Raw genomic sequence first — 25342 nt, forward strand, 5'->3', positions numbered from 1 at the left:
GGCCGATATTCGAGGGGGCTGACGGCGCATGCGTTGTCCATATTGCGGTAACGAAGACACGCAGGTGAAGGACTCGCGTCCCACCGAAGACAATACAGCGATCCGCAGGCGGCGCTTTTGCACCGCATGCGGGGGGCGCTTTACCACGTTCGAACGGGTGCAACTCCGCGAACTGACGATCATCAAGACAAGCGGACGCAGGGTTCCCTTCGACCGGGACAAACTCATGCGTTCCGTGCAAGTGGCCATGCGCAAACGCCCGGTTGAGCAGGAGCGCATAGAGCGTATGGTGAGCGGCATAGTAAGGCGGCTTGAGAGCATGGGGGAGAGCGAAATCCCGTCCTCTGTGATCGGCAAGCTGGTCATGGAGGGGCTCAGTTCTCTTGATGCCGTCGCCTATGTGCGCTTCGCGTCGGTTTACCGGAACTTCCGCGAGGCCAAGGATTTCGAGGATATTCTCGGCGAACTCAGTGGGCCTGCCGGGTCCCTGCGCGACGAGGACGACGACCGCTAGGCCTCCCCTCTGCCCTGTCAGGTCCGGGTGCGGGGGCCTGCCAACAGGATTGAAGAGCGGCCATGACAGCAAGGCCTCACGACTTACAATTCATGAAAATCGCGCTGGCGCTTGCCGAGCGCGGCCTGGGCCTTGTTGCGCCCAATCCGGCGGTTGGCTGTGTGATCGTGCGCGATGAGCCGGAGGGCCATCGTGTCGTCGGACGCGGGTTCACGCAGGTTGGCGGGCGGCCCCATGCGGAAACCGAGGCATTGAGGCATGCAGGGGATCTGGCGCGAGGCGCGACGGCCTATGTCAGCCTCGAACCCTGCTCGCATCACGGTAAGACCGGGCCCTGCGTCGAGGCGCTGATCGAGGCCGGTGTCGCGCGCGTCGTCGGGGCGATTGCCGATCCGAACCCGGAAGTGGCCGGGCGCGGCTTTGCCCGGCTGCAGGCAGCCGGTATCGAAGTCACCGAGAATGTCTGCGCGGCGGACGCCCAATACCTCAATCAGGGATTTTTTCTCACCATGTCGGAACGCCGGCCGCTGGTGACGCTCAAGATTGCAAGCTCGCTCGATGGCCGCACGGCAACGCATGAAGGCCAGAGCAAGTGGATCACGGGCGAGACATCGCGCGCGCGCGGGCACCTGCTGCGCGCCACGCATGACGCGATCATTGTCGGCAGCGCGACGGCGATTGTCGATGACCCCGAACTCACCTGCCGCCTGCCGGGACTTGGCGGCAGATCGGCGATCCGCATCGTGGCGGATGGACGGCTGCGCCTGCCGCTGACGTCGAAGCTTGTGCGCGATGCGAAGAAGCATCCGCTCTGGATTCTGACCTTGCCGGGGGGCGATGCCGCCCGACGCCGGGCCTTTGAAGATTGCGGCGCTGTGCTGATCGATGTCGAGCCGGGCGAGGGCGGCATGATGGATATGCGCGGCGCGCTCGAACAGATTGCGGTGCGCGGCGTCACGCGGGTGCTGGTTGAGGGCGGCGCGCGTCTCGCCGCTTCGCTGACGCGCGACCGGCTGATCGACCGTATCGAGTGGTTCCAGGCCGCGAAGCTGATTGGCGGCGACGGCTATCCGGCCATAGCCGGTCTCGGCATCAAGCATGTCGATGGCGCGCCGTCTTTCGTGCTGCGCGAAACGATGCGGGCCGGCGCCGATCTTGTATCGAGTTACGTGAGGAGCGTCTGAAGTTGTTTACCGGAATCATCACCGATGTCGGCCGTGTGCGCGCCGTCGAGCGGCGCGGCGATACGCGCTTCACGATTGCGACGGCCTATGACCCGGATGGCATCGACATCGGTGCATCGATTGCCTGTGCAGGCTGCTGCCTGACGGTCGTTGAAAAGGGACGGGACGGAGAGGGCAACTGGTTTGCCGTCGATGTGTCGCAGGAGTCGCTCGATTGCACCACGCTTGGCACATGGTCCGAGGGCACGAGCATCAATCTCGAACGTGCTCTCAAGGCGGGCGACGAGCTTGGCGGCCATGTCGTCAGCGGCCATGTCGATGGCGTCGGGCATATTGTCGATATCCGCCCGGAGGGGGACTCGCTGCGCTTCACCTTCGAGGCCCCGGAGGGCCTTGGCCGCTTTATAGCCCCCAAGGGCTCGGTCACGCTCAACGGCACATCGCTCACCGTCAACGAGGTCGAAGACCCGAAACCCGGCGGAAACGCTAAGGGAACGCGCTTCGGTGTGAACATCATTCCGCATACCCAGGCCGTTACCACCTGGGGCAAGGCGAAAGCCGGCGATCCAATTAATCTTGAAATCGATATGCTGGCCCGGTATGTGGCGCGGCTGGTTCAGAAGGATTGAGACCCGTGTACAAGGAATACCTCTCCCCGATCGAGGAAGTCATCGAGGACGCCCGTAACGGCAAGATGTTCATTCTTGTCGATGCGGAGGATCGCGAAAACGAAGGCGACCTCGTCATTCCGGCGCAGATGTGTACGCCGGAGGCCGTCAACTTCATGGCGAAGTATGGCCGCGGTCTGGTGTGCCTCACGCTGACGGGCGACCGGGCGAAGCAGCTCAACCTGCAGTTCATGTCGCTGAACAACCAGTCGCGGAACCAGACGGCTTTCACCGTCTCCATCGAAGCGCGCGAAGGCATCTCGACCGGCATTTCCGCGCATGACCGCGCGCACACCGTTTCCGTCGCCATCGACCCGACCAAGGGCGCCAACGACATCGTTTCGCCCGGCCATGTGTTCCCGCTCGTGGCGCGCGATGGCGGTGTGCTGGTGCGCGCAGGTCATACCGAAGCGGCGGTCGATATCGCGCGTCTGGCGGGGCTTTATCCCGCAGGCGTCATCTGCGAGATCATGAACGACGACGGCACAATGGCGCGGTTGCCCGATCTCGTGCAATTCGCGCAATTGCACGGCCTCAAGATCGCGACCATTGCCGACCTCATTGCCTATCGGCGCCGCTACGATAATTTCATCCATCGCGCCATTGAGACCGAACTCGACAGCGAGTATGGCGGCGAGTTCAAGATGATGGTCTATCTGAACACGGTCGAATATGCGGAGCACATCGCGCTCGTGAAGGGCGACATTTCCGGGCCGGAGCCGGTCCTCGTTCGCGTCCATGCGATCAATGTCTTCGACGACATTCTCGGCGCGACAGGGCCGCGTTCGCATATCCTCGAAGAATCCATGCGCGTGATTGCCGAAGAAGGACGCGGTGTGATCGTGCTGATCCGCGACACGACGGCCACCGTTGTTTCCGACATGCTTCTGCGGAAAGGCGAAGGCGGTGAGCAGGGCATGCCGCGGCGCCTGCGCGAATATGGCGTCGGCGCGCAGATTTTGCTCGATCTCGGTATCCATGACATGGTGCTGCTGTCCGACACTGATCGAAGCATTGTCGGTCTTGAAGGCTACGGGTTGCGGGTTGTCGGCCAGCGGCCTCTGGCCAAGGCGGGCAAGGCAAGCGCGCGCGCTAAGGAAACGGCACGATGACGACGCAGGCTCACATACTGATCGTTGAAGCGCGGTTCTACGAAGACCTGGCGGATGAACTTGCGCGTGGTGCGATCGCGGCGCTCGAAGCGCGCGAGGCAACCTGGCAGCGGGTATCCGTGCCGGGCGTTCTGGAAATTCCGGCTGCGGTGAAGTTCACGCTGGATGCGATGGCCAAGGGCGGGCTGACGCGCGCCGTCGACGGCTTCGTGACGCTTGGCTGTGTCATTCGCGGCGAGACGACCCATTATGACATCGTGTCGAACGAATCCGCGCGCGCATTGATGGACCTTTCCGTGGAGCGGTCGCTCGCACTCGGCAACGGCATCCAGACGGTCGAGAACGAGGCGCAGGCTTGGGCGCGCGCCAAGGTCGACCAGAAGAACAAGGGCGGCGGCGCTGCCAATGCCTGTCTCGACATGATCGAGCTGAAGCGCCAATTCGGCGCCTCGTGACGCGCCAGAGATCAGGAAGCGAATGTCCACCGTTCCCATACAGCCGGTACAAGATGGCGGTCTCGATCCGAAAGCGCGCGGCGCGGCGCGCCTTGCCGCCGTGCAGGCGCTCTATCAGATGGATGTCGCCTCGACGCCGCTCGACGATGTAATCGAGGAGTTTGTCGAACACAGGCTGGGGCAGGACATTGAAGGCAATGGCATCGTTGAAGCCGATGCCGCCCATTTCGAGGATGTCGTGCGCGGCGTCGTGCGCGAACAGCGCGAACTCGACCGCCAGGTGAATGGCGCGCTTGCGAAAGGTTGGTCGCTCGCACGGATCGACTCCACCTTGCGTGCGATCCTGCGCTGCGGAACCTACGAGCTTCGCCGCTGCAAGGACATTCCTGTAAAGGTCGTCATCAACGAATATGTCGACGTGGCCCACGCCTTTTTCGAAGGCGACGAGCCGGGTGTCGTGAATGCGGTGCTCGACAGGCTTGGCCGTGAAGTCCGCAAGGGCGCAGGAGCGGGTGATGACGCCGCCGGCCGGAGCTGACGAGCGCGGCAAAGGGCCGGGCGAATTCGAGATCATCGAGCAGATTTTTGCGCCGCTCGCCGCCAAGGCACCGGGTGCCTATGGGCTCAAGGACGATGCGGCGCTGTTTCAGCCATCACCCGGATGCGAGACGGTGCTGACCGTCGATGCCATGATTTCCGGTGTCCATTTCCTGCCCACAGATCCTCCCGACTCCATCGCGAAGAAGCTTCTGCGGGTGAACCTGTCGGACCTCGCCGCAAAAGGCGCCGAGGCACGGGGCTATCTTCTTGTCACGGCATGGCCGCCGGAAATCGAAATGGCGTGGATACGCCGCTTCGCCGAGGGGCTTGCCGCCGATCAGGCCGAATTCGGCGTTTCCCTCTGGGGCGGCGACACGGTGCGCACACCGGGCCCGATGACGCTTTCGCTCACAGCTATTGGCGAAGTGCCGGAGGGCGAGATGATCCGCCGTGGCGGTGCCAAACGGGGAGACGACATCTACGTCACCGGCACGCTGGGCGATGCCGCGCTCGGCCTCAAACTGCTGCAGGGGGAGCTTGAGGGACTTGCGGAGGAACATGCCTCCTTCCTTGCCACCCGTTACCGGGAGCCCTCGCCCCGGCTTGCCTTCGGCCGCAGGCTTCCCGGTATAGCCCATGCGGCCCTTGACGTGTCGGACGGGTTGATGGCCGATCTCGGCCATCTCTGTTCGGCATCGGACACCGGCACCCGTATCGAGCTTGAAGCCCTCCCGCTGTCTCCGGCTGGCCGTGCCGCTGTTGCGCTCCGTCCCGAGCTGACCGGGCTCATCGCCGGTGGCGGGGATGATTATGAGATCCTCTTTGCCGCCGCCCCCGGAAGTGCGGGCAGGATCGGGGCTGTCGCAGCGGAAACCGGCGTTCAGGCCACCCGAATCGGCACCATCCTGCGGGCCGGGGAAGGTGTGACCGCCGTGGACAGCGAGGGCCGGCCCGTTGCCCTCAAGCAGTTGGGATATCGTCACTTTTAGGCCCTCCCGGTTGCTTTCCCGGCGGGTATTTGGCATCTTTCCGCGCGATTTCTGCAGTCGGCAGGGGGAGGACTTCCGGCGTCATGTGCCGGAAGGTGAGTGGCTATTCCCGCCGTTCAATCCGTCAAGGAAACCTAAGGACAAAACAATGAGCACTGCTTTGTGGGCTATTATCGGCTGCGGCGTGCTTGCACTCATTTACGGCGTCTGGGCGATCCGCTCGGTGCTGGCGATGGATGCGGGCAATGCGCGCATGCAAGAGATCGCTGCCGCGATCCAGGAGGGGGCGAGCGCCTATCTCGCGCGTCAGTACACGACCATCGCCATCGTCGGCGTGGTCATTTTCGCCGTGGTTTGGTACCTGCTGACGCTGAAGGTCGCCATCGGCTTCCTCGTCGGTGCGACGCTTTCGGGTGCGGCCGGCTATATCGGCATGCTGGTGTCGGTGCGCGCGAATGTGCGCACGACGCAGGCCTCCAGCACCAGCCTCGCGGCAGGTCTCGGCGTAGCCTTCAAATCGGGTGCGGTGACCGGCATGCTCGTTGCCGGCCTCGCGCTACTCTCGGTGGCCGTCTATTACGCGGTGCTGACGACGCAGCTCGGCCTCGCGCCCGGCTCGCGTGAAGTGATCGACGCTCTCGTCGCTCTCGGCTTCGGCGCCTCGCTCATCTCGATCTTCGCGCGTCTCGGCGGTGGCATCTTCACCAAGGGCGCCGACGTGGGCGGCGACCTTGTGGGCAAGGTGGAAGCCGGTATCCCGGAAGACGATCCCCGCAATCCGGCGACCATCGCCGATAACGTGGGCGACAATGTCGGCGACTGCGCAGGCATGGCGGCCGACCTTTTCGAAACCTATGCGGTGACGGTCGTCGCCACGATGGTTCTCGCCTCGATCTTCTTCGCGGGCGGCGCAATCGACAACATGATGCTCTATCCGCTCGCCATCGGCGGCGCCTGCATCGTGACCTCGATCATCGGCACCTTCTTCGTGCGTCTCGGCAAGAGCAACAACATCATGGGCGCGCTCTACAAGGGCTTTATCGCCTCGGCGGTCCTGTCGCTCGGGCTGCTCTATTTCGTCACCGACTGGGTGATCGGCCTTGAAGCGGCCTACACTGTCGGCGCCAAGACCTTCACCGGCTTCGACCTCTATATCTGCGGCATCGCAGGTCTCGTGGTCACCGGCCTCATCATCTGGATCACGGAGTACTATACCGGCGTCAACTACCGCCCGGTAAAATCCGTGGCCGCCGCCTCGGCGACGGGGCACGGCACCAACGTCATCCAGGGTCTTGCGATCTCGATGGAAGCCACGGCGCTGCCGGCGCTTGTCATCGTGGTTGGCATCCTCGTGACCTATGGCATCGCCGGCCTCTTCGGTATCGCCATCGCGGTGACGACGATGCTTGCGCTGGCCGGCATGGTGGTCGCGCTCGATGCTTTCGGTCCGGTAACGGACAATGCGGGCGGTATTGCCGAAATGGCCGATCTGCCTGCCGACGTGCGCAAGACGACTGACGCGCTCGATGCCGTGGGCAACACGACGAAGGCGGTCACGAAGGGCTATGCGATCGGTTCGGCGGGCCTCGGCGCGCTGGTGCTTTTCGCGGCCTATACGGAAGACCTGAAGTTCTTTGCGGCGAACTCGGATACCTATGGGTATTTCGCTGGCGTCAGCCCGGACTTCTCGCTTTCCAACCCCTATGTGGTGATCGGCCTCTTCATCGGCGGCCTGTTGCCCTACCTGTTCGCCTCGATGGGCATGACGGCCGTCGGCCGTGCTGCCGGCTCGGTCGTCGAAGAGGTTCGGCGCCAGTTCAAGGCCGATCCGGGCATCATGGCGGGCACGTCCAAGCCCGACTATGCGCGGGCGGTCGACATGCTGACCAAGGCGGCGATCAAGGAAATGATCGTTCCCTCGCTTCTGCCGGTCCTGTCGCCGGTGGTTCTCTATTTCGCCATTCTCGCCATTGCGGACAAGTCGGCGGCCTTCTCGGCGGTCGGTGCGATGCTGCTCGGCGTGATTGTGACGGGTCTCTTCGTCGCGATTTCGATGACGTCTGGCGGCGGTGCCTGGGATAACGCCAAAAAGTACATCGAAGACGGCCATTTCGGCGGCAAGGGTTCTGAAGCTCACAAGGCTGCCGTGACGGGCGACACGGTCGGTGACCCCTACAAGGACACAGCCGGCCCTGCCGTCAACCCGATGATCAAGATCACGAACATCGTGGCCCTGCTTCTGCTCGCCGTGCTCGCGCACTAAAGGCAGCCGCATTAGACGCGAAGCCCCGCGGAGCGATCCGCGGGGCTTTTTTATTGCCTTGCGACATCGCTTCATTTGACGTGGGCCCTGTTCAATTGAACACTGTCTGAGTGTTTCGCTGGAGGGCCCGGTCTGTGGGGGAAGTGTCTGCATTTTACGAAGTCGCCGCGCTCCTGATTCTGGCGTCAATTGCCGGGGCGCTCGGCCTCAAGCTCAAGCAGCCGGTCATTGTCAGCTTCATTCTGGTCGGCATGCTCGCGGGCCCCGCGGGCTTCGACATCGTCCGTTCCACGGAGCATCTGGAGCTTCTGTCTGGGCTCGGCGTCACGCTTCTCCTCTTTCTGGTCGGGTTGAAACTGGACCTCAATCTCGTCCGAACGCTTGGCACCGTGGCGCTCAATACAGGCCTCGGGCAGATTGTCTTCACCTCGGTGATCGGCTTCCTGATCTGTCTGGCCCTCGGGATGCCGCCGCTCGCCTCGGTCTATGTGGCGGTCGCGATCACATTCTCCAGCACCATCATCATCGTGAAATTGCTGTCCGATAAGCGCGAGCTCGACGCACTTCACGGGCGTATCGCGCTTGGCTTCCTGATTGTGCAGGACCTCGCTGTCGTCATTGCAATGGCCGTCATGTCTGCAATCACGGCAGGGGCGGCGGGCGGCGACGGTCTTGGCGGCGCCTTGATGGGCCTCGCGGCGGGTGCGGTTCCCTTCCTGCTGCTCTGGCTCTTCGTGTCGAAGGTCGCGACACGGGTTCTCGACGGTATCGCCAAGGCGCCGGAGCTTCTCATCGTATTCGCTCTTGGCCTTGCCGCAGCCTTTGCTGCGCTTGGCGACTATCTGGGCTTCAGCAAGGAACTGGGTGGCCTTGTGGCAGGCGTGGCGCTTGCCTCCACGCCTTTCCGCGAATCGATTGCCTCGCGGCTCGCGAGCCTTCGCGATTTTCTGCTCGTCTTCTTCTTCATCTCGCTTGGCGCACATCTCGACCTGCGCCTTGTCGGCGATGCAGTCGGCGAGGCGCTGATCCTTTCCGCTTTTGTTCTGATCGGCAATCCGCTGATCGTCATGGTGATCATGGGAGCGATGGGATACCGGAAGCGTACCGGCTTCCTCGCCGGTCTTACGGTGGCGCAGATCAGCGAATTCTCGCTCATCTTCGTGGCGATGGGCGTGGCGCTCGGCCATGTCAGCGCCGAGGCGGCGGGCCTCGTCACGCTGGTCGGCATCATCACGATCGCGGTCTCGACCTATATGATCCTCTATTCGCAGCCGCTTTACGCCTTTATCGAAAAATATCTCGGCATATTCGAGCGGAAAATTCCGCATCGCGAAGGCGAGATAACGGAAGGCCCGGCGGGCGAGAAATACGACGTGCTGCTGTTCGGGCTCGGCCGCTATGGCCGCGCGCTTCACGCCAAGTTTTCCGAATATGGGCTCCGTGTCCTCGGCGTCGATTTCGACCCGGATGTCATCCGACAGTGGCGGCGGGCAGGCGGCGATGCGATCTATGGCGATCTGCAAGATCCTGACATGTGCGAAACCCTGCCGATGGAGGGTGTGCGGCTCGCGATCATCGCCGTTCCGCCGCATGAGATTGGCGTCACGCATGACGATCCGCGAGGGTCTTTGGTCGTTGCCCTGCGCAACGGGAACTTCACCGGACAGATTGCCGCCATCGCGCGAAGCGAAACGGATCTTGCTCTTCTGCGTACCAAGGGAGCCGATATCGTTCTCAGTCCCTTTGCGGATGCGGCCGAGCGCGCGATGGAGCGGATTTTCGGTATCGGCCTTGAGACCGGCCGCCCGCCTGTGACGTTGACGTCTGCGGAATCCGAAGGGAGGGCAGGATGATTTCGCATGCTGCAGCGGGTCGCCTCGACGGTCTGAAGAATATTCTTGTCGCTACCGATTTATCGGGCCGGTCGGAAAAGGCGGTCGCCCGCGGCATTTTGCTGGCGGCGCAATATGGTGCGCGTATCAAGATCGTGCATGTGGTCGACGACGACCAGCCTGCGGTGCTGGCCGATATGGAGGCGTTGCGCTCAGCCGATCTGCTGACCGAATCGGTTCGCCCCCATTCGGAAAGATTTAGCGTCACGCCGGAAATCGAGATCCTGAGAGGAATTGAATCCGAAGCGATCCGCATTGCCGCCGATCAGATGAATGCCGATTTGCTCGTCCTCGGCGCGCATCGCCGGCAATTCCTGCGCGATGTCTTCACCGGCACAACGGTCGAACGCGTCATCCGCACATGTGAACGGCCAGTGCTGATGGTGCGTCTCGACATCGAGGAAACCTTCGAAAAGGCCGTTGCCGCCATCGACCTTTCGAAACCGTCCATCGATGCGCTCGAATTTGCATCAAGCGTTTCCTTCTTCGGCTGTTCGTCGCTCATGCTTCTTCACGCCTATCTGCCGCTGGCGAGCGGCTTCATGCGTTATGCGAGTGTCGAAGAAGACAGGATCGAGGATTATGCCCGAGCCCTCGCAAGCGAGGCCCGATCCGCGCTTGAGAATATCGCCAGGACGATGCCGCTGGCAGGGCTCAAGCCCGAATTGCTGATCGAAGAAGGTGCGGCAGCGGAGGTGATTGCAGGCGTGATCTCCCGGAAATCGCCTCAGCTGGTTGTTCTCGGCACGACGGGTAATTCGATACTGAAAAATCTCGTAATTGGCAGCGTTGCGAACGCTGTTCTGCGCGATGCCGAATGCGATGTGCTGGCATATGCAGGACGCCGGGAGACGGCCTGACGCCGCCAGTCCCGGTTTCCTGAGCTTTCATCAGCGGCGCTGGTTCGGATCGCCCGTGCCGACCGACGGGATGCCCGCGCCGGGATTGTTGAACCGGCCGAGATTGCCGAAGAGCTGACCGAGGATCGTCAGTTCCTTGCCGCGCGTCGGCGTGGTGCGATCCACGAAATTGACGATCTGCCCGTCTTCGAGCCCGTAATAGGCGACTTCCTGCACCGCTTCCGATTTGTCGAAATAGACGGCGGCCACCGTCCGTTCGATTTCCTTCGGGCGGTAGAACATCACGGTCTCGAACCGGCTGGAAATGTAGTACCAGGCCTCGCCGTCAACGGTCGAAACGGTCGAGGGTGAGCCCATGACGGTTCGGACCTGCTCCTTGGAGGCGCCTGTCTGGAGCTTCTCGAGATCGGACGGGTCAAAAATGTAGCCACGATCTTCCACCACCGGCTGGACAAGAGGCGCGCAGCCTGTCACAGCGATGACGGCCGAAAGGCCAGCTGCGGCCAGCAGGGCTCTGGCGGGGCGGTGCAGGCGGAACATCGTCATGGCGCGGGGCTCCTCGGGCCGAAAAAAGTTCAAACGTTGACCTACCCTTGTCGCCCGGTAAATTCAATCGGCATATGCGGCAGGACCATCAAGGTACACCCTTGGCCGGAGCTAAACCATGATATGGAAAAGAATTTTCGGTAGCCCGGCCCGAAACGATGCGCCGATGGCGCTTTATGGAGCGGCGGTGCGGCAGGCGAGAACGCCGGCCTTTTATCTGGATGGCGGAGTCCCAGATACCGTCGAGGGCCGATTCGAGATGGTCGCCGTTCACGCCTATCTGGTCCTCCGGCGTCTCCGGCAGGGCGGCCCGGAAGGCAGGGAAACCGGCCAGAAGGTTTTTGACATTCTCTTTGACGACATGGACCAGACACTTCGCGAGATGGGTGTCGGCGATCTTTCGGTCGGCAAAAAGATCAAGGCGCTGGCATCTTCGTTCTATGGTCGGCTGCAGGCATATGATGAAGGCTTCAAAGACGAGGAGGGCAGTACACTTGCGGCGGCCCTTTTGAGAAATGTCTTTGGCAGTGCCGAAAATGCGGAGCGAAGTGCCGCTGCGCTCGCGTCCTACATGCGCCGGGTGGACAAGGCGCTGCACGAGCAGGACGTGTCGGATGTCATTGCCGGGCGGATTGCTTTCGACACGCCGTTCGAGGAGCCGGCTGCACCCGATATGAACGAGGCGCATTGAGATGAGTGATGCGGCTGTGCCGGAATTCAGTCTTGTCGTAGCCACGGCGGATGTTCCGCCCGCGGGCCGTGAATTGCATTTCGACGTTGATGAGGCGGGGTGCAGGAAACTCGCCGATCGCATGGGCATTGTCGAGCTGCGGCGTCTGACCGGCGTTGCCAATCTGCGGCCCTACCGCAAGGAAGGGCTCACACTCGATTGCCGTTTCGAAGCCGACCTTGTGCAAAGTTGCGTGGTAACGCTTGAACCGGTGGACGAACACATCGACGAGGAATTTCGTCAGCGTTACCTGCCCGGTCATCTGCTCGATCTCCCTTCGGCCAAGGCACCCGACAGTCAGCGCGAGATTGCTGTCGATATCGAAGCCGATGATGCGCCGGAAGCGTTGGTGTCCGGCGGTGTCGATATTGGTGAGGCCGTGGCCGAGCGGCTTGCCCTGGCTCTCGATCCCTATCCCCGAAAGCCGGGTGTCAGCTTCGATACCCCGCCCGAAGAGGCGGGTGACGCTTCGGAAAGCAGGCCCAATCCCTTTGCGGCGCTCGAAAAACTCAAGAAGAATTATTGAGTTGGCATGATTCGGGGGTAATCGCGCCTATTGTTTGCTCCCATCAACGCTGTATCTTCGGGGCGCGCGCGCGGGCGGTCCCATACGCTGCCGCCAGTTAATGCTCAGGGGGTCAAACGGGTGACGAGAGTTCTGACAATTGCGTTGGATGGAATGGGCGGCGACCACGGACCGGAAACGGTGATTGGCGGCGCCGAGATCGCGCTTGTCCGGCATCCCCATATCCGCTTCGTCATTTTCGGAAACGAAACGGCGTTGCGTCCCTGGCTCGAAAAATATCCCCGTGTAGCTTCTTCATCCGAGGTGGTTCACACCGAGGTTGCCGTGTCGATGGACGACAAGCCGAGCCAGGCGCTCCGGCGCGGCCGCAGGGTGAGCAGCATGTGGCGTGCCATCGACGCGGTGAAGGAAGGCAAGGCGCAAGCTGCCGTGTCGGCCGGCAACACCGGGGCGCTGATGGCAATGGCGAAAGTCATCCTGCGGACGATTCCGAACGTCGAACGCCCGGCGCTGGCCGCGATATGGCCAACCGCGCGAGGCGAAAGCGTGGCGCTCGATCTCGGTGCGACGGTCGGCGCGGATGCGAACCAGCTCGTTCAGTTCGCCATCATGGGCGAAGCCTTTGCTCGCGTGGTCTTCAACCTGGAGCACCCGACCGTCGGACTTCTCAATATCGGCGAGGAGGAAGTGAAGGGCACGGAGCAGGTGAAGGCCGCTGCCCAGATGCTGCGCGATGACAGTCTCTCCATGCGCTTTCAAGGATTCGTGGAAGGCGACGACATCGCCAAGGGCACGGTCGATGTCGTGGTGACGGATGGCTACACCGGCAACATCGCGCTCAAGACCGCCGAAGGTACGGCGCGGCTCATCATCGGTTATCTGCGCGAGGCAATGGCCAGTTCGCTTCTGTCGAAGATCGGCTATCTTTTGGCGAGCGGCGCCTTCAAGACATTGCAGAGCAAGCTCGACCCGCGTGCGTCGAACGGCGCCGTATTCCTCGGCCTGAACGGACTCGTGGTCAAAAGCCACGGCGGCACGGATGATGTCGGCTTCGCTTCCGCCATCGATGTTGCGGTCGAAGTCGCCTCGGCGGAGCTTGTTGCGAAAATCGCCGCGGATGTCGGCAAGACAAAGGGGCTTGCCGTCCCGAGCGTAAAAGAAGAATCCCAGTTACAGGAATCCGAGGCAGTTCTGTCGTGAGCGTAATTCGCACCGTTGTAGCCGGCGTCGGCAGCTATCTGCCGTCGCGCATAATGACCAATGACGATGTTTCGAAGGTCGTCGAGACGACCGATGAGTGGATCGTCGAGCGGACGGGCATTCACCAGCGTCACATCGCGGCGGATGGCGAGCTGACGTCGCATCTTGCGCTGGCGGCGGCGCGCGAGGCGATTGCCGATGCCGGGATCGACGTGCAGGAAATCGACACGATCATTCTGGCGACGACGACACCCGATAACACATTCCCGGCGACGGCAACAACGGTTCAGGCGGAGCTTGGGCTTCATCACGGCGCTGCCTTCGACGTTCAGGCTGTCTGCTCAGGCTTCGTCTATGCGCTGACCATCGCCGATACTTTCGTGAAAACAGGTCAGTCGAAGGTGGCGCTGGTGATCGGCGCGGAGACCTTTTCACGGCTCCTCGACTGGACCGACCGGACGACCTGCGTGCTTTTCGGCGATGGCGCGGGAGCGGTAGTCGTACGGGGCGAGAAGGGGGAAGGGACAAATGCCGACCGCGGCATCCTGACGGCTCATCTCCACTCTGACGGGCGCTACAAGGACAAGCTCTATGTCGATGGCGGGCCGTCCTCCACCCAGTCCACCGGCCATGTCCGTATGGAGGGCCGCGAGGTCTTCCGCCATGCCGTCGTGAATATCGCCGAAGCGATCACCGAATCGCTGGAAGCCACCGGGCTCAAGGCCGATGATATCGACTGGTTCGTGCCGCATCAGGCAAACAAGCGCATTCTCGACGGCACGGCCAGGCGTATTGGCTTGCCGCCCGAGAAGGTGGTGATGACGGTGGGCGAGCAGGGCAATACCTCGGCCGCATCGGTGCCGCTCGCGCTCGACAAGGCGGTCAAGGATGGCAGAATCAAGCGGAATGACCTTGTTCTGCTGGAAGCGATGGGCGGCGGCTTCACCTGGGGCTCGCTTCTCTTCAGATTTTAGGAGAATCCGGGCTCGCCTGTGACCCGGAAATTAGCGTAAGTCGTGAATCTCTTACCTAAGAGAAGCAAGCCATCCCATTGATATTGACGGGTTTCGGGGCGGGCAATAGGCTTGCGGTGAAACTGAAAAGGTGGAGGCCATGGGGGATACGATCACACGCGCGCATCTGAGCGAGGCGGTCTATCAGGAAGTCGGTCTGTCGCGGAACGAATCCGCGGAGCTTGTGGAGCTTGTGCTGGCCGAGATTTCCAACAGTCTCGCGCAGGGCGGCACCGTGAAGCTTTCCTCGTTCGGATCGTTTTCCGTGCGCAAGAAGGGCGGCCGCATGGGCCGCAACCCGAAAACCGGCGAAGAAGTGCCGATCAAGCCGCGGCGCGTTCTCGTGTTCCGGCCGAGCCATGTGCTCAAGGAACGGATCAACAGCGCGCTCAATGGCAAGCAGGCCGCAGCCGATTGAAGCCTGAAAGACTGCCGCGCCCTTGAGCAGTTCCGGGTTCACATATCGGTTTGAGGAAGACCAGCAGGGGCCTTATTTGTCTACGCAAAAGTCACCGGATGCCTTTCGGACAATCAGCGAGGTCGCGACCGAGCTGGATGTGCCGCAGCATGTGCTCCGGTTCTGGGAGAGTAAGTTCAACCAGATCCGCCCGCTGAAGCGCGGCGGCGGACGGCGCTATTACCGGCCAGAGGATGTGGACCTGCTGCGCGGCGTGCGCACGCTCCTCTACAATGACGGCTACACCATCAAGGGCGTGCAGAAGGTCTTTCGCGAGCAGGGCGTCAAGTTCGTTGCGGAGACGGGGCGCGGCACCGTCGATGCCTCGCTCGCCGAGCTTGCGCGTGAGGCCGTGCAGCGCAGCGAGCAGGAAGAGCGGCAGGCGCCGGCGCGCCCCGTGAGCGCGAGCGGCCGTACACGCCTCGAGGCCATTCTCGACGAGCTGATTTCGCTCAAGGACGAGATCGACGAGACGCTCTGGGAGAGCGAAGAGGAAGAGGGCTGAAGGGCCCCGAAATTTCTCGGAAATTCGCCGAAATTCCCAAAAAAATCATTGGAAAATGAGGGCTTGAGACGTTGCCGCCCGGAGGGGCTGCGTCTATAGTCCGCGCCGCCGAGGGGGATTCCCCCTTGCCGGTCCGGTCGGAGCGTAGCGCAGCCCGGTAGCGCACTTGTCTGGGGGACAAGGGGTCGTCGGTTCGAATCCGGCCGCTCCGACCATTATACTCGAAGGCCAAGGAGTTTTATCCGATGATCGACGCCATTCTCCCGATCGTGATCTTCCTGATCGTCATCTTCGCGCTGAACAAGATCATCACCGGCCGCTTCGGCTGAGGCTTCGCGCCTCCTCCGGCCTTACACCGGGTCCGGGCGGACCATCCAGGTGATGAGATATTTGGCGGGGAATGCCCAGATCACACCTGCCGTCAGGTAGTAGAGGAATTGCACCAGGCCGCCTTCCGGCAGGTGCCCGCTGACGGCGATCGTCATTACCAGAAACGAATAGAGCGTCAGGAAGATCAGCAGCACGACAGTGCCGATGAGCTTTCGGGTGCGGATGCCGAGGCGCATGGGGCGCTACTCCTGTTCGTTTCAGTCCGGCCCCTCCATAAGACATTCGCGCGCCGCGCGCAAAGCCGTTGGCCGTGCGCGGCGTCCTGTCGCGGCGGCCCGGCACTAGCCGGGCGGGGGTCAGCGGAGTAATTAAGTCTCCATGAGCGTACTTCCAGCGATCAACGGCGCGGACAAGGCGGAAGCGGACAGGCGGGCGATTGCCATTTGGCTCGCGGCCGTCGCGGCGCTCGTCTTCATCATGGTGGTGGTGGGTGGCCTCACGCGGCTCACCGAAAGCGGCCTCTCGATCACCGAATGGAAGCCGGTCACCGGCGCCATCCCGCCGATGAGCGAGGAACACTGGCAAAAGGAGTTCGACCTTTACCGCCAGATCCCGCAATACCAGCTCATCAACAAGGGCATGTCGCTCGACGAGTTCAAGACGATCTACTGGTGGGAGTGGGGGCACCGGTTTCTGGGGCGGCTGATCGGGCTTGCCTTCTTCGTACCCTTCGTCTGGTTCGCCGTGACGCGGCGCGTCGAAAAGGGGCTGATGCCGCGGCTCGTCTTCCTGTTCGTGCTGGGCGGCATGCAGGGCGTCCTTGGCTGGTGGATGGTGATGAGCGGCCTCACCGAGCGCACGGAAGTGAGCCAGTACAGGCTTGCGGCGCATCTTGGCCTTGCCACCGTCATCTTCGGCGCACTGGTCTGGACCGTGCTCGACCTACTCAATGGCCGCAAATCCCGTTTCACGGACGGGCTCGCGAAAGCCGCGCTGGCGCTCATGCTCTTCGTTTTCCTGCAGACGGTTCTCGGCGCCTTCGTCGCGGGGCTGCGCGCGGGCTTCATCTACAACACCTGGCCGCTCATGGCGGGCGCATGGCTTCCCGAAGGGCTCCTGCGCATGGAGCCCCTCTGGCACAATTTCTTCGAGAACCACCTAACCGTGCAGTTCCAGCACCGGATCGCGGCCTATCTTCTCATCGGGGCGGCGGCATGGCACTGGTGGGCGGCGCGGAAAACAAATGCCGCCTCGGGCGCGGGCCTCCTCACGCTGGGCATCCTCGCGCAAGCCGCGCTCGGCATCTGGACCGTGCTCTGGGTCGTACCTATCCCCCTCGGCGCGGCGCATCAGGCAGGCGCAATGATCGTGTTCGCCCTCTCCATCTGGCATCTGCACCGGCTGGCGAGGTAGGACAGGCGCATGCGGGTTCGCGCGGAGCCGCCGAGGTTTTTGATTGCCTCACAAAAACCCAGTGTCACCCCGGCACTTGTTGCCGGGGCCCATTGGTTCCCTCGGCAAGAGCCGTTCCGTGTGGGGCAAGCGCCGAACTTGCAAGCGTAAGCTGCGGCAAGAGGCGCTGCGAGTGGGTCCCGGGCACAAGGCCCGGGATGACATTTGTTTTTTGATGAAGGCAGATGGACCCCGGCTTTCGCCGGGGTGACACCTGTTTTTTTGGGTTGCGCCGTAAGGCTTACCCCTTCAACGCCTGATCGAGGTCGGCGATGATGTCTTCGGCGTCCTCGATGCCAACGGAGAGGCGTACGACATCGGGGCCGGCGCCTGCGAGCTTCTGCTGTTCCTCCGTCAACTGACGATGTGTCGTCGAGGAGGGGTGGATGATGAGGCTCCGCGTGTCGCCGACATTGGCGAGGTGGCTCAGCAGCTCCACCTTGCCGACGAGCTTCACGCCCGCCTCATAGCCATCCTTCAACCCGAATGTGAAGACGGCGCCCGCGCCCTTCGGCGAGTATTTCTTCATCAGCGCGTTCGAGGCATCGCCCTCGAGCCCCGCATAGGACACCCAGGAGACCTTGGGGTGGCCTTTCAGGAACTTCGCCACCTTCAGCGCATTGTCGCAATGGCGCTGCATGCGGAGCGGCAGCGTCTCGATGCCGGTCAGGATCATGAAGGCGTTGAAGGGCGCGATGGCGGGGCCGAGGTCGCGCAGGCCGAGCACCCGGCAGGCGATGGCGAAGGCGATGGGGCCGAAGGTCTCGGCGATCTTGAGGCCGTGATAGCTGTCGCAGGGTTCCGACAGCGTCGGAAACTTGCCGGACTTCGCCCAGTCGAACTTGCCGCCGTCGACGATGATGCCGCCCATCGAGTTGCCGTGGCCGCCGAGGAATTTCGTCGCCGAATGAACGACGATGTCGGCGCCATGCTCGATCGGCCGGCAGAGATAGGGCGAGGCGAGGGTGTTGTCGACGATGAGCGGAATGCCGGCATCATGTGCGACCTTCGCAATCGCGGCGATGTCCATGACGAGGCCGCCTGGATTCGCGATGCTTTCGATGAAGACGGCCTTGGTCTTCGGGCCGATGGCCGCCTTGATCGATGCCGGGTCGCGCCCGTCCGCCCAGTCGACTTCCCAGCCGAATTTCTTGAACGAGTGGCCGAACTGGTTGATCGAGCCGCCATAAAGCTGGCGCACGGCGACGAAGCGGTCGCCCGGCGCGAGCAGCGTGTGGAAGGCGAGCATCTGCGCCGCATGGCCGGACGCGACGGCGAGCGCCGCCGTGCCGCCTTCAAGGGCTGCCACGCGCTCTTCGAGCACGGCGGTCGTCGGGTTGGTGATGCGGGTATAGATATTGCCGAATGCCTGCAGGCCGAAAAGTGCTGCCGCGTGATCGACATCCTCGAAGACGAAGGAGGTCGTCTGATAGATCGGCGTCGCGCGCGCGCCGGTCATCGGGTCGGGCTGCGCGCCGGCATGGATAGCGAGAGTATCGAATTTGCGGTCGGTCATTTTTGCCTCTTTGTTTCTTGTGCTTGCCTCTGCGTTCGGCCCCTCACCCGATCCTCGCTGACGCTCGGATCACCCTCTCCCCCGGAGGGGAGAGGGAAGGGTGAGGGGGCTACATCCCCAGTCTCGGCATCTCGATTTTCGGGCAGCGGTCCATCACGACTTTCAGGCCGGCGGCGCGGGCGCGCTCTGCGGCGGGTTCGTTGACGACGCCGAGCTGCATCCAGACATATTTAGCGCCGATCTCCATAGCCTCGTCGGCGACGGGGCCCGCTGCTTCCGAGTTGCGGAAAACGTCGACCATGTCAACCTTCTCCGGAATGTCGCGAAGTGACGCATGGACTTTCTCGCCATTCAGTTCCTTGCCCGCAAGGCCCGGATTGACGGGAATGACGCGGTAGCCCTTCGATTGCAGAAAGCGCATGACGCCGTTCGAGTCGCGCGCGGGATTGTTGCTCGCGCCGACAAGGGCGATCACTTTCGTGTTGCGCAGGATTTCCTCGATCTCGTTCATCGGCTCAGCGGTCCTCCCATTTCGGGTCGCGCTTTTCGATGAAGGCGCCGATACCCTCCTCAGCGTCGCGGGCGAGCATGTTCGTCACCATCACCTCGCTTGCATAGGCATAGGCGTCGGCGAGGGGCTTTTCGAGCTGCTCATAAAAGGCTTTCTTGCCGATGGAAACGGTGAGCGCGGATTTGGACGCGATGAGATTTGCGAGTGCGTTCACTTCGGCATCGAGCGCCCCTGCCGTCACCACGCGGTTGACGAGGCCCATCTCATAAGCGCGCGCGGCGGAGACCATCTCGCCCGTCAGCAGCATTTCCATTGCGTGCTTGCGTGTGACGTTCCGCGACAGCGCGACCATCGGCGTCGAGCAGAAGAGACCGATATTGACGCCGGGCGCCGCAAACTTCGCTTCGTCGGCGGCGATGGCAAGATCGCAGCTTGCGACAAGCTGGCAGCCTGCTGCCGTCGCGATGCCATGCACGCGGGCGATGACGGGCTTCGGGCAGTTCACGATTGCCTGCATCAGCGTGCTGCAAAGCTGCATCGTCTCCGCGAAGAAGGCGCGGCCGCGATCGGCGCTTGAGCGGGCGGCAGTCAGTTCCTTGAGGTCATGCCCGGCGCAGAAGGCAGGGCCCGCACCGGCCAGCACCACCGCGCGCACCGCGGCGTCCGCCGCAATCGCCTCGAACTCGGCAGTCATCGCGCGCATCAATTCTTCCGAGAGGCTGTTGCGCTGTTTTGGCCGGTTCATGGTTAGGCGCGCAATGCCGCCTTCGTCTTCGCGGATCAGGACGGATTCCGCCTCTGCCGCTTTCGCCGCTGCCTCGCTCATGGCGCACTCCCTTGTTTCTTTTGAGGCAGCATAGCGGGAGGCGGGGGCGGAGTCAGGCGGTGAACTCTAGCTACCGAAAATCGTCACCCCCGGGCTTGACCCGGGGGGCCAGGAGCTGCGCACTCCGTGGTTGCTGCTCTGGATTGGGATTGCCGGGGCAAGCCCGGCAATGACGCTACTATTTTATTCTTTCCAATCCTCCGCCCGCAGCCGGTAGAGCACGTGACGGCTCATGGGGTGTCCGGCGGGGACACGGGGATGGGCGAAGTCGTCCGCCTCGTTCCGCGTCATGCCGAGGCGCTGCATCACGGCCTGCGAGGGCAAATTGGCGGGGATGGTGAAGGAGACGATTTCGGCAAGACCGAGCGCGCCGAAGCCATGCGCGAGCGCCGCGCGGGCGGCCTCCGTCGCATAGCCCTGGCGCCAATGCGCGGGGGCGAGGCGCCAGCCGATTTCGACAGCAGGCGTGAAATGCGCCTCGAAGCTCACATGGAGGAGCCCGGCAAAGCCGATGAAGGGCGCGATGCCCGGCAGTTCGAGCGCCCAGAAGCCGAAGCCTTGATGCTCTATACGCGCCTTGAGCCGCCCGGCGACCGCATCGCTCTCCGCGCGGGTGAGCGTCGAGGGGAAATGCTCCATCACCTTCGGGTCCGCCGACATGGCGGCGAAAGGCTCGAAATCGTCCTCCCGCCAGGGGCGGAGGATGAGGCGTTCGGTGCGCAGCGTGGTCATGTTTGCTCTTCTGTTGCGGGCGCACGTTTTACTGCCCGCCCGCATGCGGTAAAAGCAGCAAAAGACAATAAGGGAGGGGCAGGTGGGCGATCTGAAGCCGGTGATGAGTGTCGCGGAACTCGATGCCTTCATGGACCGGGAATTCCCGGAAATGCGGATGGGCGCTTCTACGACGCGAATCGAGGCCATCGGCCCCGGATTTGCGCGGCTCCGGCTCGGCTTTTCCGAGAAGAACCTCAGGCCCGGCGGTACGATTTCGGGCCCGGCCATGATGGCACTCGCCGATTACGCCATGTATGCCGCCGTCCTCGCCCATATCGGGCCGGTGGCGCTTGCCGTCACCACGAGCCTCCATATCGACTTCATGCGGCGGCCGGAGCCCGCCGATATCCTCGCCGAAGCTCGGCTCCTCAAACTTGGCCGGGTGCTGGCGGTCGGCGCCATCGAGATGACGCAGGCCGGGCTTTCCGGCCCCGTCGCCAATGCAAGCTCGACCTATTCGATCCCGCCACGCTGAATTTGAGGTATTCAGTTACCTCATATATAAAACCCCGCCAATAAAGCACTTTTCGGGGCATCCTCCGGTTCAAAGCCGTTGACAGCGTGCCGGAGAGGCCCTAGAAGCAGCGCCGAACCGGGGCCGCGCGTGCGGCCCTCAGCCTTTTAACGATGCCCGGATTTCGCCCATGAAGACCTACTCCGCGAAAGCCTCCGAAATCGAGAAGAAGTGGATCGTGATCGACGCCGAAGGCGTCGTCGTCGGCCGTCTCGCGTCTTTCGTCGCGAACCGCCTGCGCGGCAAGCACAAGCCGAGCTACACGCCCCACATGGATTGCGGAGATCACGTCATTATCGTCAATGCCGGCAAGGTGCAGTTCACCGGCAAGAAGTATGACGACAAGCGTTACTACCGCCACACGGGTCATCCCGGCGGCATCAAGGAAACGAGCCCGAAGCGCATCCTCGAAGGCCGCTTCCCGGAGCGCGTTGTCGAACTCGCGGTGAAGCGCATGATCCCGCGCGGTCCGCTCGGCCGCCAGCAGCTGACCCACCTCCACATCTATGGTGGTGCGGAGCATCCGCATGAGGCGCAGCAGCCCGTGAAGGTCGATTTCGCGGCCCAGAACCGCAAGAACGTCAGGAGCGCGTGAGCATGTCCGAAACAACCACTCTCGAAGGCCTGAAGGGCGCGATGGACGGCACGAGCGCGGCACCAGCCGCTGCCCCTGCCGAGCCGAAGCTCGACAAGTTCGGCCGCGCCTACGCGACCGGCAAGCGCAAGAACGCGGTCGCCCGCGTCTGGATCAAGCCGGGCTCCGGCCGCATCAAGATCAATGGACGCGAACTCGAAGTCTATTTCGCGCGTCCCGTTCTGCGCATGATCCTCAACCAGCCGCTCGTCATCACGGCGCGCGAGAAGCAGTACGACATCACCGCGACGGTGGTGGGCGGCGGCCTCTCCGGTCAGGCTGGTGCGATCCGTCACGGTCTGTCCAAGGCGCTGACCTATTTCGAGCCGGCGCTGCGCGCTGCGCTCAAGAAGGAAGGCTTCCTCACGCGCGACAGCCGTGTGGTCGAGCGCAAGAAGTACGGCAAGGCGAAGGCCCGCCGCAGCTTCCAGTTCTCGAAGCGCTGATCCCTCTTACGGGGTTCACGGAAAGGCGCTTCGTTCCCACGAAGCGCCTTTTTTGTTTTTGGGGTCAAGCCCAATGTCGTCATTGCCGGGCTTGACCCGGCAATCCAGAGCAGCGGGCACCGAGCGAGCGGCCCCTGGATGCCCGGGTCAAGCCCGGGCATGACGGGTAAAAATGGAACTGAGAAAATGACCACAAAGGTTTTCATCGACGGCGAAGTTGGCACGACGGGGCTGCAGATCCGGGCGCGGCTCGACGGGCGCGCCGATCTCGATTTCATTTCGCTGGGCGAGGACAAGCGCAAGGACGCGGCCGCCCGGAAGGACGCGCTCAACAGCGCCGACATCGTCATTCTCTGCCTGCCGGACGATGCGGCGAAGGAAGCCGTGTCCCTGATCGAAAATGCGGCCACCCGCGTCATCGACGCCTCGACGGCGCATCGCGTCGCCGATGGCTGGACTTATGGTTTCCCGGAAATGTCGTCCGAACAGCGGCAGGAAATCTCCGGCGCCACCCGCGTCACCAATCCCGGCTGCTATCCGACCGGCGCGATCGCGCTGGTGCGGCCGCTCGTCATGGCGGGCCTCATGCCGGAAGGCTGGCCGCTCACCGTCAATGCGGTGTCGGGCTATTCGGGCGGCGGCAAGCAGATGATCGCCGAGTTTGAGGACGAGGCATCGCCCGGCTATACGCTGGAAGCCTACCGCGCCTATGCGCTCTCGCTCGCGCACAAGCATGTCCCCGAAATGCAGAAGAATATGGGCCTCGCCCATCCGCCGCTTTTCGCGCCCAATGTCGGGCGCTATGCGCAGGGCATGATCGTCGAGGTGCCGCTGCAGCTCTGGGCGCTGCCTTCGGCGCCTTCGGTCGCAAAAGTGCATGAGGTCTTGAGCGCGGCATATGAGGGCCAGCGATTCGTTTCCGTCGCGCCGCTTGAAGAGAGCGCCGCCATGACGAAACTCGATCCCGAGCAGCTCAACGGCACGAACAATCTACGGCTTTTCGTCTTCGGCAACGAGAAGACGAAACAGGTCCGCCTCGCGGCGCTGCTCGACAATCTCGGCAAGGGCGCATCCGGCCAGGCCGTCCAGTGCCTCAACATCATGATGGGCGCGGATGAGGGGCTGTCGGTGAACCTGATCTGACAAAACCGGGGATGAGTTTTTCGTATGTTTCCGCATGCGGAATAACTTTGCGTGACCCCTTGAACAGCGTCACGCTCATCCCCACCTGTTCCGTTATCTCCAGAGCTTTGTCTAGACCTTGAGCAGCACCACGCCCGCGGCGACGACGCAGGCGGCGGCGATGGCGCGCCAGCCGAGGCCTTCCTTCATCAGGAAGCCGGAAATGAGCGCGGCGAAGACGACGCTTGTCTCGCGCAGCGCCGCGACGGGCCCCAAGGGTGCCAGTGTCATCGCCCAGATCACGAGCCAATAGGCAATGACCGACATGACACCGCCCGCAAGGCCGAGCGCCATCGCCTTTTGCGGCACAAGGAATTTGCGGCCCCGCCGCGCCAGCACGATGAAGAAGAAGATGAGCCCGTCGAAGAAAAAGAGCCAGATCACATAGACATGGGGGCTTTCCGCCACGCGGCCGCCGACGCCGTCGTTCAGCGTATAGGCGGCGATGAAAAGCGATGTCACGAGCGCGTAGCCAAGCGCGCGCGGGTCGTTCGGCAGGCCCGCGCCATTGGTGCGGCGGAAGGCGAGGCTCACGATGCCGAGCGCGATCAGCCCGACGCCCACGAAAGCCGGCGTCGGCAGGATTTCCTTGAGCCAGAAGACGCCGACCACCGTCACGATGGCGGGCGCGAGCCCGCGCGACAGCGGATAGACCTGGCCGAAGTCGCCGTGCTCGTAGCATTTGACGAGGAAGAGCTTGTACCCGGCATGAAGCACGAAGGAGAGCGCGAGTATTTTCCAGACATCGGCGCCGGGCACCGGCACGAAAAAGAGCAGCGGCAGTGCCACCAGCCCGGTCGAGGCCGCGATCCAGCCCATTGTCATCAGCCGGTCGGCGCCCGTCTTCACCAGCGCATTCCAGCTCGCATGGAGCAGCGCGGAGGCGAGAACGGCAAGGGTGACGGCGAGGGTCAAGATGAGGCTTCCGGCAGGGACCGCAGGATGGCGGCACCGGGCAAGCTAGCCTGTGCGCCTGAGTCTGCCGAGAGGCTATTTCGGCGAAGGGCTTTGCGCGGGGCGTGATTTTGTAACGTATTGCGTTATATAACGTTATACGTTATGACTACGCATGATCCAGAGCTTTGCCGACCCAGAAACAGAACTGATCTGGAATGGCCGGCAAAGCCGGAAGCTGCCGTCCGATATTCAGGCGGTGGCTCTGCGCAAGCTGCGTCTCGTCAATCAGGCGCGCGTATTGCAGGACTTGCGTGTTCCGCCCGGCAACCGGCTTGAGGCGTTGAAAGACGGACGCGCCGGGCAATACAGCATATGGATCAACGATCAGTGGCGTATCTGCTTTCAATGGCAGGAAGGAGGACCGAGCGATGTCGAAATCGTCGACTACCACAAATAGGCTTCTGCCCAACCCGCATCCGGGTGAAATCCTGCTTGAGGAATTCCTGAAGCCGATGGGGCTCAGCCAGAATGCGCTTGCGCGGGCGGTGCATGTGCCGCCGCGGCGGATCAACGAGATCGTGCTCGGCAAGCGGGCGCTGACGGCGGATACGGACCTTCGCCTGGCGCGCTATTTCGGCATGTCGGAAGGCTTCTTCCTCGGATTGCAGTCCGACTACGATCTGATGGAGCGGCGGCGGGAAATCGAGCGGGAGTTGAAAAGCATCGAGCCGAGGGCGGCTTGAGACGAAGCCAGGAAAGACGTGATTGGCCGGGTCAAGCCCGGCCATGACGATGATGGGAGGTAA

30 protein-coding genes and 1 tRNA gene are annotated in these 25342 nt (G+C 62.8%); 24 read left to right on the top strand and 7 right to left on the bottom strand.

All coding sequences use genetic code 11. The features are described from left to right. Window positions 1-28: 28 nt before the first annotated feature. From nrdR to ACK4FH_RS11740, 10 genes are all read left to right on the top strand, one after another. Window positions 29-514, top strand: a complete 486-nt coding sequence (nrdR, locus tag ACK4FH_RS11695) for a transcriptional regulator NrdR (protein WP_409813825.1) — start codon at window positions 29-31, stop codon at window positions 512-514. Window positions 515-606: 92 nt separating this feature from the next. Next, entirely contained in the window at window positions 607-1698 is a 1092-nt protein-coding gene (gene ribD / locus ACK4FH_RS11700; RefSeq protein ID WP_409813827.1) for a bifunctional diaminohydroxyphosphoribosylaminopyrimidine deaminase/5-amino-6-(5-phosphoribosylamino)uracil reductase RibD, read from the top strand. 2 nt (window positions 1699-1700) lie between these two features. Then, window positions 1701-2327, top strand: a complete 627-nt coding sequence (locus ACK4FH_RS11705; protein WP_409813830.1) for a riboflavin synthase — start codon at window positions 1701-1703, stop codon at window positions 2325-2327. 5 nt (window positions 2328-2332) lie between these two features. Continuing rightward, window positions 2333-3478, top strand: coding sequence for a 3,4-dihydroxy-2-butanone-4-phosphate synthase (gene ribB / locus ACK4FH_RS11710; protein WP_409813831.1), 1146 nt, complete (start codon window positions 2333-2335; stop codon window positions 3476-3478). Then, the gene (ribH, locus tag ACK4FH_RS11715; RefSeq protein ID WP_409813834.1) at window positions 3475-3933 is read left to right on the top strand and encodes a 6,7-dimethyl-8-ribityllumazine synthase; all 459 of its coding nucleotides are present in this window, start codon (window positions 3475-3477) and stop codon (window positions 3931-3933) included. The genes ribB and ribH overlap by 4 nt, the downstream gene beginning before the upstream one ends. A 22-nt stretch (window positions 3934-3955) precedes the next feature. After that, window positions 3956-4471: a transcription antitermination factor NusB gene (gene nusB / locus ACK4FH_RS11720; protein ID WP_409813836.1), complete on the top strand. Its 516-nt coding sequence runs from the start codon at window positions 3956-3958 to the stop codon at window positions 4469-4471. Then, entirely contained in the window at window positions 4449-5462 is a 1014-nt protein-coding gene (thiL, locus tag ACK4FH_RS11725; RefSeq protein WP_409813839.1) for a thiamine-phosphate kinase, read from the top strand. Before nusB ends, thiL begins: the two co-directional genes overlap by 23 nt. A 148-nt stretch (window positions 5463-5610) precedes the next feature. After that, window positions 5611-7725 carry a sodium-translocating pyrophosphatase gene (locus tag ACK4FH_RS11730; RefSeq protein WP_409813841.1) on the top strand — a complete coding sequence of 705 codons (2115 nt, stop codon included), beginning with the start codon at window positions 5611-5613 and terminating at the stop codon, window positions 7723-7725. A 143-nt stretch (window positions 7726-7868) separates the two neighbouring features. Continuing rightward, window positions 7869-9578 (top strand): cation:proton antiporter, encoded by a 1710-nt coding sequence (locus tag ACK4FH_RS11735; RefSeq protein ID WP_409813844.1) that lies wholly within the window; start codon window positions 7869-7871, stop codon window positions 9576-9578. Then, window positions 9575-10477 carry a universal stress protein gene (locus tag ACK4FH_RS11740; RefSeq protein WP_409813847.1) on the top strand — a complete coding sequence of 301 codons (903 nt, stop codon included), beginning with the start codon at window positions 9575-9577 and terminating at the stop codon, window positions 10475-10477. Before ACK4FH_RS11735 ends, ACK4FH_RS11740 begins: the two co-directional genes overlap by 4 nt. A 30-nt stretch (window positions 10478-10507) precedes the next feature. On the opposite strand, the gene ACK4FH_RS11745 is transcribed toward ACK4FH_RS11740, so the two are convergent. Further along, window positions 10508-11023: an outer membrane protein assembly factor BamE gene (locus ACK4FH_RS11745; protein ID WP_409813848.1), complete on the bottom strand. Its 516-nt coding sequence runs from the start codon at window positions 11021-11023 to the stop codon at window positions 10508-10510. Window positions 11024-11141: 118 nt separating this feature from the next. On the opposite strand from ACK4FH_RS11745, the gene ACK4FH_RS11750 reads away from it, so the two are divergent. The 7 genes from ACK4FH_RS11750 (at window position 11142) to ACK4FH_RS11780 (ending at window position 15669) form a co-directional block, all read left to right on the top strand. Next, window positions 11142-11714 (top strand): ubiquinol-cytochrome C chaperone family protein, encoded by a 573-nt coding sequence (locus ACK4FH_RS11750; protein ID WP_409813851.1) that lies wholly within the window; start codon window positions 11142-11144, stop codon window positions 11712-11714. Between the two features lies 1 nt (window position 11715). Beyond that, window positions 11716-12279, top strand: a complete 564-nt coding sequence (locus tag ACK4FH_RS11755) for a YceD family protein (protein ID WP_409813852.1) — start codon at window positions 11716-11718, stop codon at window positions 12277-12279. 120 nt (window positions 12280-12399) lie between these two features. Next, window positions 12400-13479, top strand: coding sequence for a phosphate acyltransferase PlsX (gene plsX, locus ACK4FH_RS11760; RefSeq protein WP_409813854.1), 1080 nt, complete (start codon window positions 12400-12402; stop codon window positions 13477-13479). After that, window positions 13476-14453, top strand: coding sequence for a beta-ketoacyl-ACP synthase III (locus ACK4FH_RS11765; protein WP_409813855.1), 978 nt, complete (start codon window positions 13476-13478; stop codon window positions 14451-14453). The genes plsX and ACK4FH_RS11765 overlap by 4 nt, the downstream gene beginning before the upstream one ends. A 139-nt stretch (window positions 14454-14592) precedes the next feature. Further along, entirely contained in the window at window positions 14593-14910 is a 318-nt protein-coding gene (locus ACK4FH_RS11770) for an integration host factor subunit alpha (protein ID WP_409813856.1), read from the top strand. 76 nt (window positions 14911-14986) lie between these two features. After that, on the top strand, window positions 14987-15454 hold the full coding sequence (locus ACK4FH_RS11775; protein ID WP_409813858.1) for a MerR family transcriptional regulator: 468 nt from the start codon (window positions 14987-14989) through the stop codon (window positions 15452-15454). A gap of 138 nt (window positions 15455-15592) precedes the next feature. Further along, a tRNA-Pro gene (locus tag ACK4FH_RS11780) sits at window positions 15593-15669 on the top strand. Between the two features lie 135 nt (window positions 15670-15804). On the opposite strand, the gene ACK4FH_RS11785 is transcribed toward ACK4FH_RS11780, so the two are convergent. Continuing rightward, window positions 15805-16020, bottom strand: coding sequence for a DUF2842 domain-containing protein (locus tag ACK4FH_RS11785; RefSeq protein WP_409813860.1), 216 nt, complete (start codon window positions 16018-16020; stop codon window positions 15805-15807). A 142-nt stretch (window positions 16021-16162) separates the two neighbouring features. On the opposite strand from ACK4FH_RS11785, the gene ACK4FH_RS11790 reads away from it, so the two are divergent. Beyond that, window positions 16163-17197: a COX15/CtaA family protein gene (locus ACK4FH_RS11790; protein ID WP_409813862.1), complete on the top strand. Its 1035-nt coding sequence runs from the start codon at window positions 16163-16165 to the stop codon at window positions 17195-17197. 280 nt (window positions 17198-17477) lie between these two features. Here ACK4FH_RS11790 and ACK4FH_RS11795 read toward each other — a convergent pair whose 3' ends face one another. The 4 genes from ACK4FH_RS11795 to ACK4FH_RS11810 all read right to left on the bottom strand — a co-directional run bounded on the left by ACK4FH_RS11795 (window position 17478) and on the right by ACK4FH_RS11810 (window position 20821). Further along, entirely contained in the window at window positions 17478-18752 is a 1275-nt protein-coding gene (locus ACK4FH_RS11795; RefSeq protein WP_409813864.1) for an O-acetylhomoserine aminocarboxypropyltransferase, read from the bottom strand. A 109-nt stretch (window positions 18753-18861) separates the two neighbouring features. Continuing rightward, entirely contained in the window at window positions 18862-19263 is a 402-nt protein-coding gene (locus ACK4FH_RS11800; RefSeq protein WP_409813866.1) for a CoA-binding protein, read from the bottom strand. A 4-nt stretch (window positions 19264-19267) separates the two neighbouring features. Then, window positions 19268-20089 (bottom strand): enoyl-CoA hydratase, encoded by an 822-nt coding sequence (locus ACK4FH_RS11805; protein WP_409813868.1) that lies wholly within the window; start codon window positions 20087-20089, stop codon window positions 19268-19270. Between the two features lie 183 nt (window positions 20090-20272). Next, complete coding sequence (locus tag ACK4FH_RS11810) at window positions 20273-20821, bottom strand: GNAT family N-acetyltransferase (protein ID WP_409813871.1); 549 nt, start codon at window positions 20819-20821, stop codon at window positions 20273-20275. 103 nt (window positions 20822-20924) lie between these two features. Here ACK4FH_RS11810 and ACK4FH_RS11815 point away from each other — a divergent pair, with 103 nt between their 5' ends. The 4 genes from ACK4FH_RS11815 to argC all read left to right on the top strand — a co-directional run bounded on the left by ACK4FH_RS11815 (window position 20925) and on the right by argC (window position 23600). After that, complete coding sequence (locus ACK4FH_RS11815) at window positions 20925-21338, top strand: PaaI family thioesterase (protein WP_409815266.1); 414 nt, start codon at window positions 20925-20927, stop codon at window positions 21336-21338. 169 nt (window positions 21339-21507) lie between these two features. Next, a complete protein-coding gene (rplM, locus tag ACK4FH_RS11820) occupies window positions 21508-21972 on the top strand; it encodes a 50S ribosomal protein L13 (RefSeq protein ID WP_409813872.1) in 465 nt (154 codons plus the stop codon). Between the two features lie 2 nt (window positions 21973-21974). Next, window positions 21975-22457 carry a 30S ribosomal protein S9 gene (gene rpsI, locus ACK4FH_RS11825; protein WP_409813874.1) on the top strand — a complete coding sequence of 161 codons (483 nt, stop codon included), beginning with the start codon at window positions 21975-21977 and terminating at the stop codon, window positions 22455-22457. A gap of 186 nt (window positions 22458-22643) precedes the next feature. Then, complete coding sequence (gene argC, locus ACK4FH_RS11830; RefSeq protein WP_409813877.1) at window positions 22644-23600, top strand: N-acetyl-gamma-glutamyl-phosphate reductase; 957 nt, start codon at window positions 22644-22646, stop codon at window positions 23598-23600. Between the two features lie 111 nt (window positions 23601-23711). Here argC and ACK4FH_RS11835 read toward each other — a convergent pair whose 3' ends face one another. Further along, on the bottom strand, window positions 23712-24554 hold the full coding sequence (locus ACK4FH_RS11835; RefSeq protein WP_409813879.1) for an EamA family transporter: 843 nt from the start codon (window positions 24552-24554) through the stop codon (window positions 23712-23714). Window positions 24555-24708: 154 nt separating this feature from the next. On the opposite strand from ACK4FH_RS11835, the gene ACK4FH_RS11840 reads away from it, so the two are divergent. Further along, window positions 24709-24993 (top strand): type II toxin-antitoxin system RelE/ParE family toxin, encoded by a 285-nt coding sequence (locus ACK4FH_RS11840; RefSeq protein WP_409813881.1) that lies wholly within the window; start codon window positions 24709-24711, stop codon window positions 24991-24993. Beyond that, entirely contained in the window at window positions 24965-25279 is a 315-nt protein-coding gene (locus tag ACK4FH_RS11845) for a HigA family addiction module antitoxin (protein WP_409813884.1), read from the top strand. Before ACK4FH_RS11840 ends, ACK4FH_RS11845 begins: the two co-directional genes overlap by 29 nt. Window positions 25280-25342: the final 63 nt, after the last annotated feature.

Source organism: Parvibaculum sp. (assembly GCF_046297875.1).
Classification (GTDB): domain Bacteria; phylum Pseudomonadota; class Alphaproteobacteria; order Parvibaculales; family Parvibaculaceae; genus Parvibaculum.